Source organism: Caballeronia sp. M23-90, from assembly GCF_053574605.1.
This window is the reverse complement of sequence record NZ_JBSIPA010000348.1, coordinates 1-7,241: the sequence shown is the minus strand read 5'-3', so window position 1 is coordinate 7,241 and position 7,241 is coordinate 1. Positions and strand designations below refer to the sequence as shown.

At 61.1% G+C, this 7,241-nt stretch carries 7 protein-coding genes and 1 pseudogene; 7 read left to right on the top strand and 1 reads right to left on the bottom strand.

Features of this window, described 5'->3' with window-relative positions:
• A pseudogene (locus tag ACRXB1_RS26230) lies at window positions 1-190 on the bottom strand (hypothetical protein); the annotation flags it as partial.
• A 263-nt stretch (window positions 191-453) separates the two neighbouring features.
• On the opposite strand from ACRXB1_RS26230, the gene ACRXB1_RS26225 reads away from it, so the two are divergent.
• The 7 genes from ACRXB1_RS26225 to ACRXB1_RS26195 form a co-directional block, all read left to right on the top strand.
• Window positions 454-1,191, top strand: coding sequence for a DUF4136 domain-containing protein (locus ACRXB1_RS26225; protein ID WP_449493692.1), 738 nt, complete (start codon window positions 454-456; stop codon window positions 1,189-1,191).
• Between the two features lie 192 nt (window positions 1,192-1,383).
• Window positions 1,384-2,082: a CDP-alcohol phosphatidyltransferase family protein gene (locus ACRXB1_RS26220; RefSeq protein ID WP_061998859.1), complete on the top strand. Its 699-nt coding sequence runs from the start codon at window positions 1,384-1,386 to the stop codon at window positions 2,080-2,082.
• Window positions 2,079-2,897, top strand: a complete 819-nt coding sequence (locus tag ACRXB1_RS26215; RefSeq protein WP_449493691.1) for a HalD/BesD family halogenase — start codon at window positions 2,079-2,081, stop codon at window positions 2,895-2,897. The genes ACRXB1_RS26220 and ACRXB1_RS26215 overlap by 4 nt, the downstream gene beginning before the upstream one ends.
• A complete protein-coding gene (locus ACRXB1_RS26210) occupies window positions 2,894-3,901 on the top strand; it encodes a flippase-like domain-containing protein (protein WP_061998861.1) in 1,008 nt (335 codons plus the stop codon). The genes ACRXB1_RS26215 and ACRXB1_RS26210 overlap by 4 nt, the downstream gene beginning before the upstream one ends.
• 21 nt (window positions 3,902-3,922) lie before the next feature.
• Window positions 3,923-4,690, top strand: a complete 768-nt coding sequence (locus ACRXB1_RS26205; protein ID WP_062169580.1) for a phosphocholine cytidylyltransferase family protein — start codon at window positions 3,923-3,925, stop codon at window positions 4,688-4,690.
• A complete protein-coding gene (gene aepX, locus ACRXB1_RS26200) occupies window positions 4,687-6,393 on the top strand; it encodes a phosphoenolpyruvate mutase (RefSeq protein ID WP_075359616.1) in 1,707 nt (568 codons plus the stop codon). The genes ACRXB1_RS26205 and aepX overlap by 4 nt, the downstream gene beginning before the upstream one ends.
• Window positions 6,390-7,241: thiamine pyrophosphate-binding protein (locus ACRXB1_RS26195; protein ID WP_449493690.1), on the top strand; the 852-nt coding region annotated here is incomplete at its 3' end. The genes aepX and ACRXB1_RS26195, both read left to right, overlap by 4 nt.

Here is a 7,241-nt window from a genome sequence, read left to right as displayed (position 1 = left end):
ATAAGGCCACGCCGTCCCAATGCGATTGAGGAAGATCGGTGTTTCCGGTCGCTTCCAGAACAGCCGCTGCATAGAGGTCGATGACCAAGGTCCGGCCGGTCCGTTTCGCCGCACGGTAAATTGAGACCAGGAATGCGGGCGGCGTGTAGTCGGCGCGGCGGATTACGGCTGGGGCGGTCGAGTTGGACATGTCGGTTCGAATTGAGTTGGGAGCTGTGCCTCGGCTGCGAGGTGGTCGAGGCGGCCTTGTATCGGACCATTGTACAAAGGCTCGGAGAAACGTGGGCTCGATTCGGGGTCAGCCGAATGGCCTATTCCCCGAACTTCGACAGGGCATTACAGTCTCTTAACAGGTGGGGCAAGGCAATATCCATGCAGCGCTTGTGGCACTGGCTTGGTGGGGCTCGCTAAAAAATCAGCGTAAGAAGATCGACGGAATCAAAGAGGTCGGCCATGGCGTTTGGACGGTTGTGCGGAGAATGGAAAAGTGCGGCGCGCGTTGCGCTGATCGCGGGTTTCGCACTGCTCGGAGGGTGCACGACCTACGTCCAGACGCAGGTCTCTGCGTTTTCGGACTGGTCGGGTAGCGACGCGACCCGGACGTATGCGTTTGCGCGCTCGGCGGAGCAGCAGAACAGCATCGAACAGAAAACGTATGAAGCGCTGGTTGCGAACGAACTCGCGACGCATTCGTTTCGGCAGGTGCCGGATACGAGCGCGACTTATCGGGTCGAGTTGTCGTATTCCATTCGCGGTGACTTCGTGACGGTGCGGCAGCCGGTCTATTACGATCCGTGGCCCATGTACGGCGGCTGGTACGGACGCCCGTACGGAGGCTGGGGTGGTTACGGGGCGTGGGGCGGCTGGGACATGGGCCCGGCGGGATACGTCGATCAAAGTTATCCTGTATTCGTCCACGCGCTGCAGATCCGCCTGACTGATCGGGCAACCGGGCGCGAGGTTTACAAGGTGAGCGCAAGCAATTCGGGCGGCGAAGCGTCGCTGGTGCGGGCCATGCCATATTTGATCCGTAGCGCGCTGACCGATTTCCCGCTGGGTAACGGAACGGTCCGCACGGTGAAGATTCCGCTCGACAAAACCGGGGGTGCCACCAATGAAACCGCGGTCGCAGCGGGAAGCGCGAGCAAACCGTCAAGCCCGCCGACGGCGGTGCCGGTACCCCTGCAGTAGGCGGTAAAGAAATAAATACCGACGTTAAGGCGGGCTACTTGGCCCGCGCCATCGTTCAGTTTGGGACACTCAAACGGGCGTCAAAATCTGCGTTGCACTGTGCTCGAATGCGGACACAGTGCGGCTCTAACGCGCATCGAATCCGGTGACCCCATATATGCAATTAAACTCGAAACGAGATATATTTCGAGGATGAACAATCCCCGCAACGCTACACTCCGTGCCCTTCCCGAGCCCGCAACCTTGGACGCGCGGCTCGCCCGGCGCCTGGTTACGCCGCTGATCGGCACCCCGATTACCCCCAACCATCTCACCACCTTGCGCCTGCTCATTGGCGTGGTTGGCGCATACTATCTGTCGGTTGGCAGTTTCTGGTCTTGCAGCCTGGGTGCGTTACTAATCGCTGTGTCGAATTTTGTCGATCATACGGACGGTGAATTGGCGCGGATCAGCGGGCAATCCAGCAAGATCGGTCATTTTTACGACCTCGCGTGCGATTCTGTAGTGACGGTGTTGCTGTTTGTAGGACTCGGGTTTTATGTCGGCGTGCATCATCCGTCAATGATCGTCCCGGCCCAATGGCTGGGCGGCGTAGCGGGCGTTGCAGTCGCGCTGATCTTTTTTCTGCGCATGCGAATTGAATCCATGGCGGGTAAAAACGGTACGAAACAGGCGTCCATGGCAGGCTTTGAAACCGAAGACGTCTTGTATCTGTTGCCCGTCGTGACCCTGCTCAATGGCATGACGCCGTTCCTTGTTGCTGCATCCATCGGCGCGCCGCTGTTTGCAGTGTGGGTCGTGGTGGACTATCTGCGCGTGGTTCGCCGTGCTGCCCGTAATACAGCATCGAGCGGGGACGCCGACGGACAAGACTTGCAGGCTGTTCAATGAATTCAACTGTCAATCCGGCTTCCACGCATAGTTACGGCGGCACGACTGCCGCGCGCAAAGGCGTGCAGGCTGTCGACGAAGCGCTCGCCGCACATTTCCAGCGTTTTGCCGCGGATCTTCAGCCGGCAACGCTGCACAAGACCTTCGATGACCAGGGCGCGTTCCTGTATCTGGAAGACTTCCTGCCAAGCGAGTTCACGGAAAAGCTTGTCGAGGCCGTGCGTGCCGTGACGCCTTCAATCAACCGGAATTACATTCCGGGGCACAAGGCGGGCGGCAGCGTAAGCCGGCACGCAATTGACGAACTGGCGCCGTTCATTGCCGATTTGTACCGGTCTCCCGCGCTGATCAAATGGCTGGAAAAGATCAGCGGCGACACGCTCCAGGAGTCTCCCGCCGATGACCCGCATGCCTACGCGCTGTATTTCTATACGAAGGCGGGCGATCACATCGGCTGGCATTACGACACGTCGTACTACGAAGGCCGTCGTTACACGCTGCTGCTGGGCGTGATGGACGATTCATCGTGCCGCCTCGACTACGAGCTGCACACGCGCACGCCTGAGATTCCGGATCAGCCCGGCTCGGTGCAAATCCCGCCGGGCGGCCTTGTTTTCTTCGATGGCGACAAGCTGCGCCATCGCATCACGCCCGCACGCGCGAATGAATTTCGCGTATCGCTGACTTTCGAGTACGTCACGAATCCGAACATGCGGCCGTGGCAGCGTTTTATCTCGAACATGAAGGATTCGATCGCGTACTTCGGTTTCGGCCAGGTATTCCGCCGCAAAGGCGGGAGGAACGGCGCCGCATGAGCCGCGCTGGAACTGTCCTTCTGTCGCTCGGCGTGGTGTTGTTCATCGCGCTGCTGGGCTGGCAGGGTTTCGGTTCCGTCGCGACGGCGCTTGCGGCCGCTGGCTGGGGATTGCTCGCCGTCGCGGCATTTCATGTGCTGCCAGTCGTGATCGACGCGCTGGCCATCGAAACTCTTTTTCCCCGCAATGAACGCGATGTCACGTTCCGTGACGCATTGCTCGCACGCTGGACCGGCGAGTCCGTCAATAGCCTGATGCCGGCCGGCCAGATAGGCGGCCCCATGCTGATGGTGCGTTATCTCTCGCAGCGCGGCATGCGTGCGCGCGACGCCGCCGCCGTCATCACCGTCAGCACGACCATGCAGTCCGTCGGCCAGATGATCTTCGCAATGATCGGCCTCGCGCTCCTGAGTGGCTATGCATCGGGCGTGGGCATGTTGCTGCCGGTGCTGATCGTGATCGTGGTGTGCTCGCTGATGGTCGTCGGCTTCTTCTTTGCGCAGCGTGCGGGTTTGTTCGGCCGGGCAACGCGTTTTGCTTCCCAGTTTGCCGCGCGCTTTTCGAAGAAGCGCGACTGGTCGTCGCTGGTATCGCGCGCGGAAGCCGTCGATAGCGCCGTGCTCGAGCTCTACAAGAAACCCGGACCGGTCGCCGCGAGTTTCGCGCTGAGCCTGCTGGGCTGGATTGTCGGTACGGGCGAAGTCTGGCTTGCCCTGCATCTGCTCGGCTCGCCGGTTGGGTGGGGCGAAGCGTTGATGCTGGAAAGTCTTGGCCAGGCCATTCGTGGCGCGGCGTTCGCCGTGCCCGGTTCGCTCGGCGTGCAGGAGGGCGGCTACCTGCTGCTCGCGCGCCTGATTGGTTTGCCGCCCGAAGCCGCCCTGGCGCTTTCGCTCGCCAAGCGCGCGCGTGAGTTGCTGCTGGGTTTGCCTGGCATCGTTTATCTGCATTTCGCTGAAAAGGGCTGGCAGCGCCGTCGTCTTGCGCGCGTGCCGGATATCGAATAAAGCCTTACCCATAGGATCAACATGCGCGCAATCATCCTTGCCGCCGGCATGGGATTACGTCTCGTGCAGCCTGAAGGGCAGCAAAAGCCGAAGTGCCTGCTGCGTTTTGGCGAATCGTCGCTGCTTGAACGTCATCTGCAACTGCTGAAAACCGCGGGCGTCGACGAGATCGTTTTTGTACTCGGATTCAAGCACGAAGTGGTTGAAGAAGAACTGGCCACGATCGCCTGGAAGCCGCATACCGAAGTGGTGGTGAACAACGAGTTTTCGCTTGGCAGCGTGTTGTCCGTGCATACGGCGGCCGATGCGTTGACGCGTGGCGGCGACGTGCTCCTGATGGACGCCGACGTGCTTTACGACGAACGCATTCTCGAACCGCTGGTGGCGGGCGCGGGGCCGGTGAACCGCTTGTTGATCGACCGTGATTTCGAAGCGGGCGATGAACCGGTGAAACTCTGCGTGGCGAATGGCGTACCGGTCGAGTTGCGCAAGCAGGTGCTGGCGGATCTGCAGTACGACGTGATTGGCGAATCGGTGGGATTTTTCCGCTTCGATGAAACCGCCGCACGCCGTCTGGCCGAGATCGTCGCGGGATACGTCGCGACGGGTCGCGCGAACCTGCCGCATGAAGAAGCTGTCCGCGATCTGCTGCTGGAACGCAGCCAGGTATTCGACGTCGCCGATGTAACCGGCGCGCCGTGGATCGAAATCGATTTTCAAAACGACGTTAAACGCGCGGCCGACGAAGTCTTGCCGCAACTGCGTCAGCTTGCTGGAGCCCTACGATGAACGCACCGTATCAACTACCCGCGGCTTATGCCCGTTCCCTTCGTCTGCGCGAAATGCTTCAAAGCAATGAGCTCGAATTCCTGATGGAAGCGCACAACGGCTTGTCGGCGCGCATTGTCAAGGAAGCCGGTTTCAAGGCGATCTGGGGGTCGGGCCTGACGATCTCCGCGCAGTTCGGCGTACGCGACAACAACGAAGCAAGCTGGACGCAAGTGGTCGACACGCTCGAGTTCATGGCGGATGCCAGCGACCTTCCTATCCTGCTCGACGGCGACACTGGTTACGGCAACTTCAATAATGTCCGCCGGTTGGTGAAGAAGCTGGAACAGCGCGGTATTGCAGGCGTGTGTATTGAGGACAAGCAGTTTCCCAAGACGAACTCTTTCCTGAACGGTGAGCGCCAGCCGCTCGCCGAGATGGACGAGTTCTGCGGCAAGATCAAGGCCGGCAAGGATTCGCAAAGCGATCCGAATTTCTCGATCGTCGCGCGCGTCGAAGCGCTGATTGCCGGCTGGGGCATGGAAGAGGCGTTAAAGCGCGCCGAGGCTTATCGCCAAGCCGGTGCGGACGCCATCCTGATTCACAGCAAGCTGTCGAAGCCCGACGAGATCCTTACGTTCGCACGTGAATGGGCCGGCCGCGGCCCGCTCGTGATCGTGCCGACCAAGTACTACAGCACGCCAACCGATGTCTTCCGTCAGGCCGGCATCAGCACGGTGATCTGGGCGAACCATTTGCTGCGCGGCGCGGCATCGACCATGCAGGCTATCGCCAAAGAAATCCACACCAGCCAGACGCTCGTGAACGTGGAAGACCGCGTGGCGAGCGTGAACGAAATCTTCCGCCTGCAGGACGCCGAAGAGTATTCGACGGCCGAGGGCGTGTATCTGTCGTCGGCGAGCGCATCGCGTAACGCGGTTGTTCTGGCGGCAAGCCGGGGCGCAGGCCTCGAAGCCGTCACCGCCGACAAACCCAAGGTGATGCTGCCGATCGCGGGAAAGCCACTGCTGCGCCGCCTGGTCGAAGCGTTCAAGAAGGAAGGCATCAACGACATCACGGTGGTGGGCGGTTATCGCGCGGACGCCATCGATACATCGGGCATTCGTTTGGTTGTGAACGAAAAGCATGAGCAGACGGGCGAACTGGCGTCGCTCGCGTGCGCAGCGAAATCGTTCACGGCCGACACGGTCATCTCGTACGGCGACCTCTTGTTCCGCAGCTACATTCTTCGCGATCTGGTGGAGTCGGACAGCGACTTCTGCGTGGTCGTGGATTCGTCGCAGACGCCGCAAGCCGGGGTTGCATCGACGGACTTTGCGTTCTGCTCCACCGCCGATGACCGCGCGCTTTTCGGCCAGAAAGTCTGGCTCGAAAGCGTCACGAGCTCGGCCGCTCCGGCAAACGTGGAATCGAAAGCGCCGCAAGGCCGCTGGATGGGCTTGCTCAACGTGCGCGGCGCGGGCCGCGAGCGTCTGGTCGCCACGCTCGAACAACTGCAACGACGCGATGACTTCGCCAGGCTCGACATGGCCGCGTTGCTCAACGCACTGATCGCGGCGGGCGAGCGCATCGAAGTGCAATACGTGCATGGCCACTGGCGCGGCGTGAACGACCTCGACGAACTCCGTCAAGCCGGTGACTTCGCTCACGGGCAAGCACCGTACGGATCGAACGGATCGTCGGGCGCGGAGGCAGGCGCGTGATCGAAGCTGCACAATTTGTCGAAGCCGCGCGTGAGCGCGGTTTCGACTGGTACGCGGGCGTGCCGTGCTCGTACCTGACGCCGTTCATCAATTACGTGCTGCAGGACGAGTCGCTGAATTATGTTTCGGCAGCGAACGAGGGTGACGCGGTTGCGTTGATCGCGGGCGTGGCGCTGGGCGCATCGGGCGAGTTCAAGAAGCGGCGCGGTGTGGCGATGATGCAGAACTCCGGGCTCGGCAACGCGGTGAGCCCGCTCACGTCGCTGACCTGGACGTTCAGGCTGCCGCAATTGCTGATCGTCACATGGCGCGGCCAGCCCGGCGTCGCCGATGAACCCCAGCACGCGCTGATGGGTCCGGTCACGCCGGCCATGCTGGACACCATGGAGATTCCATGGGAATTGTTCCCCACCGAAGCCGATGCAATTGGTCCCGCGCTCGATCGTGCGACCGCGCATATGGACAGCACCGGGCGGCCGTATGCGCTCGTGATGCAGAAGGGCAGTGTTGCGCCGTACAAGCTCACGAAGAAGGGCTTGAGCGGCGTGCGCCGGCGTGCTTTGAACGAGCGCGCCGAAGTCGGAACGCAATTCGCTGAAAACGGCGAACTGTCTTCACGCCACGACGCACTGCAACGCGTGATCGCGCATACGCCGAAGGAATCCACGGTCGTGCTGGCATCGACGGGATTTTGCGGGCGCGAACTCTACGCCATTGACGTCCGCGACAACCAGGTGTACCTCGTCGGATCAATGAGATGGTATTGGACTGGTGACGTATGCGCTCGCGAAATACGGCATTGTCTGGAACCATGCGTTGAATGGCTCGCAGGCCATGTTCCTCGTGGA

Bases quoted from the DNA above. Each gene is read 5' to 3' on its own strand.
- ACRXB1_RS26225 (WP_449493692.1), top strand. From the start codon at position 454: ATGGCGTTTGGACGGTTGTGCGGAGAATGGAAAAGTGCGGCGCGCGTT.
- ACRXB1_RS26220 (WP_061998859.1), top strand. From the start codon at position 1,384: ATGAACAATCCCCGCAACGCTACACTCCGTGCCCTTCCCGAGCCCGCA.
- ACRXB1_RS26215 (WP_449493691.1), top strand. From the start codon at position 2,079: ATGAATTCAACTGTCAATCCGGCTTCCACGCATAGTTACGGCGGCACG.
- ACRXB1_RS26210 (WP_061998861.1), top strand. From the start codon at position 2,894: ATGAGCCGCGCTGGAACTGTCCTTCTGTCGCTCGGCGTGGTGTTGTTC.
- ACRXB1_RS26205 (WP_062169580.1), top strand. From the start codon at position 3,923: ATGCGCGCAATCATCCTTGCCGCCGGCATGGGATTACGTCTCGTGCAG.
- aepX (WP_075359616.1), top strand. From the start codon at position 4,687: ATGAACGCACCGTATCAACTACCCGCGGCTTATGCCCGTTCCCTTCGT.